General features: G+C 65.4%; 3 protein-coding genes. All 3 read left to right on the plus strand.

Annotated features, from left to right (window positions below; all coding sequences use genetic code 11):
• Positions 1–245, plus strand: a 245-nt coding sequence (locus tag RUMESO_RS02265; protein ID WP_037277710.1) for an integrase core domain-containing protein, incomplete at its 5' end; no start/stop codon positions are given.
• A gap of 317 nt (positions 246–562) precedes the next feature.
• Positions 563–2,107, plus strand: a complete 1,545-nt coding sequence (locus RUMESO_RS02270; RefSeq protein ID WP_051520935.1) for a calcium-binding protein — start codon at positions 563–565, stop codon at positions 2,105–2,107.
• 213 nt (positions 2,108–2,320) lie between these two features.
• On the plus strand, positions 2,321–3,503 hold a 1,183-nt coding region (locus tag RUMESO_RS02275), incomplete at its 3' end, for a hypothetical protein (RefSeq protein WP_037277789.1).

Below are 3,503 nucleotides of genomic sequence, written 5' to 3' on the forward strand. Positions count from 1 at the left end.
CCCGCCAGCTCGGGCTGAAGCCCTGCTTCACGCCCGTGAAGAGCCCCCAAAGCAATGGCATCTCCGAGGCCTTCGTCCGCACCCTGAAGCGCGACTACGTCCAGGTCACGCCCTTGCCGGACGCTGCCGCTGTCCTCGGATTGCTCCCAAGCTGGTTCGAGGACTACAACGCCCACCACCCGCACTCCGGGCTGAAAATGCGCTCGCCTCGCGAGTTCATCGCCGCCCAAACCGCAACCGCCTGAGTGTTCGGTCAAACGGGGGCCAGATCACAGGGCGGGTTGGAAGGCTGAGCTAGTTCATCTGCCTCACCTGTTCCCTCTCAGCCTGCAGAAGTCCCGCGAGATTTGCTCAATAAAACTCTAAGTGGGCAGCAATTGTTGTGATACGCTCGGAATCCGTGGGGCAAGATCGATGTGATCCGTGTCTCTGGGAGGACAAGTCAATGGTTCGAATGCTGACCCGGGATCCGGCGTTTCACACGAATCGGTTGCATTTCAGCTGGATCGAGGATCCTGACGTCGTGACCCCGGGGGTACCGCGTGACTACAAGGAAAGCGCGGTGGTTCAGATCACGAACACGGGCGCCGCGCCGCTCAAGGTGCTGGACTCGACGTTGACCGGGCCGTTCAAGCTCGCCAATCCCAACGTCTTCGACAACCTGTCGCTGGGCGCCGGCCAGTCGGTCGACGTGACGGTGCTCTTCAACCGGGCGGCCTACATACCCAAGGCGAACGGCGTCACCGGGGTCTTTGAGGGCCGGCTGACGCTGCACACCAACGAGGCCACCAATTCGACCGCCAAGGTGAACCTGTCGGGCTTCTGGCAGCAGCGCGACGAGGGCGGCTGGGAGCCGAACGTCAACGAAGTCTGGAAGATGTTCGGCTTCGGTAACGTCATCGAGGGACTGTCGCTCAACGCCGGCGGCGAGTTCTCAACCTTGAGCTTCCACGACGTCTACCTGCCGGCGGACGACACGGAGGTGCTCTCACGCTACTGGCGGATCGCCGACGGGGTGACCTCGGCCAAGGTCACGCAGATCGCAGGCTTCCACAAGCCCGCTGGGGCGGCCTTCAGCATCCATGCTCCAGGGTCCAAGAGCGCAGCGGTCCAGATCACCTACCACGACCCGCTCCAGAACCAGACGGTCCTGCCGCTGCGGCCGAACGGCGCCTTCGCCACCGGCACCTTCACCAAAACGACGGTTCCGGACGCCTGGACCGGCAACGACATCTTCGGCTTCCTTGTGGCGGGGCAGTCGACCAATCCCGACCTGAACCCCACGGGGGCCGGTGCGCCGACCCAGGCCCAGCTCGACGCCCGCTACCCGGGTTACACGGTCAAGAACGGCAACGTCTTCGACCCGAGCGGCAAGGCGGTGCCCGACGGCTACACCGTCCGCGTGTTCCAGGCCTTCAACTCCGAAGGGCACATCTTCAAGAACACGTACCTCGTCATTCAGGACTACACCGGCATCAACTACGACTACAACGACAACATCTATGTGGTCCAAGGCATCGCGCCGGTGTTCAACGGAACGGCGAGTGCGACGACCTCGACCCTGGGCAAGCTCGATGAGGCCGGCCCTCGGACGGCAGGACACGGCCTCTTGGACGCCTTGGCTGGCGACGCGGCGGCGAACCATCTTCGGGGGGGCGGGGGCGATGACGCGCTGTGGGGCCGGGGCGGCGACGACGTGCTGCGGGGCGGGCGGGGCGAGGACCACCTGGGCGGCGGGACGGGCGACGACCGCCTCGTCGGCGGGGCGGGCCGGGACGTGCTGCGGGGCGGGGCGGGGGGCGACGAGTTCGTCTTCACCGCGCTCCAGGACAGCGGCCCGGGCCGGGCGGCGCGCGACGTGATCGCCGACTTCGAGCCCGGGCAGGACCGCATCGTGCTGCGCGCCATCGACGCGGTGGCGGACGAGCCGGGCCACCAGGGCTTCACGCTCGACCAGGACGGCTCGTTCTCGGCGGGCGAGATCCGCCTGCGCGAGGTCAAGGCCGGCCTGCTCGTGGAGCTCAACGTCGACGACGACGCGCGGCCCGAGATGACCATCCTGGTCCGGGGCGGTGGCACGCTCACCGTGGACGACTTCGTGCTGTGAGAGGGAGAAGGCAAATTCCACCCGTCATACGAGGCGGGATCAGCTCTCCGAAGAGCTAAAGAGGTTTGGCGGATAAAGGATCCGCCATGGCTGTCCCTGTGCTCGACCGGGGCAGCGAACGGCGTCAACATCACCCGGGCGTGGTACAGAACCGCAGGCCCCGACATCGACAGCGTCAAGATCAGTTCGTAGCAGATCGTATCGGATTCCCAGATGGTCAAGATCAACTTCCAGGACGGCACGACGCCCAAGGTGGCGGGCTACCTCGTCGACAACTTCAAGGGGTACGGGACCCGCGGGAGCGGCTATACCTACGGCTGGGTGACCCAGGCCTCGGCTCTGGACGCGGATGGGACCAGGGCCATGCCGATCAACGGCGCGTCTTATCCCCTGATCGCCATCAGCGAGCGCACGGGAACGGGGACCCTGCCCAACGACGGCACCCTGCCGAGTGGCCGCCTTTCCGTGAACTTCGACAGCTACGATCGGCGACTCACGGGTTATGCTCATTTTGACCATCCCTCCTATCCGGCCCGCGCCGCCTGGGAGATGGCGGTGGCGAACGGCTGGTATGAGGTGACGGTCGCGGTCGGCGACACGGGCGGGCCGAACGATAGCATCAACAGGCTCTACACCGAGGGAAAGCTCGTCTCCAGCTTCACGCCGGTCTCGGCGTTCAAGACCGAGCTGGTGACGACCACGGTCCGGGTCCAGGATGGCCATCTCACGTTATCGGCCCAGGGTGGCATGATTACCGAGATGCAGTATCTCGAGGTCCGCGCGCTGCCGGATCCGACGCCGGGCGACACCCGCCAAGCACCGGCGGACTATGCCTATTTCACGAATCCGACGGCCATCTCAGACACCAAGACGGCCACGCTCGACATCGTCAATGGAAAGCTGCCGATAAAGATCGACCCAACTTCCGACATTGCGTTGGGTGTCCATGTCGTTCCCGGTCGGGGCGGCGTTCTCCTTCAGAGCCTCACCGATGGTTCGATCAAGGTCTACGAGACGCTGACCGGCAAGCCGGTCGCGTACAACGCCAACACCTCGGGCGGCTTTGACACGGTGACGATCTCGCCCACGGCCGATCTCAAGCCCTACACCAGCTACACCGTCCTGGTGGACGGCTTCCAGGACCGCGGCAGCAACAGCGATCCCAACGCGCCGACGCGGGACTTCCAGAAGTTCTCCACGACCTTCACGACCGGGGCTGCGCCGGCCGGCGGCGGGCAGACGGTGGCCTTCAACGACACGGTGGAGGTGACCTCCGACCCCGGCCTGGGGGAGAGCTACACCTCGATCGAGATGTCGCCGGACAAGGCCTTCCTGTACGTGACCTCGATGGCGGGCACGATCACCCGCTGGGCGGTCAGCCAGACCACGGGCGACA

Source organism: Rubellimicrobium mesophilum DSM 19309, assembly GCF_000600335.2.
Taxonomy (GTDB): Bacteria; Pseudomonadota; Alphaproteobacteria; order Rhodobacterales; family Rhodobacteraceae; genus Rubellimicrobium; species Rubellimicrobium mesophilum.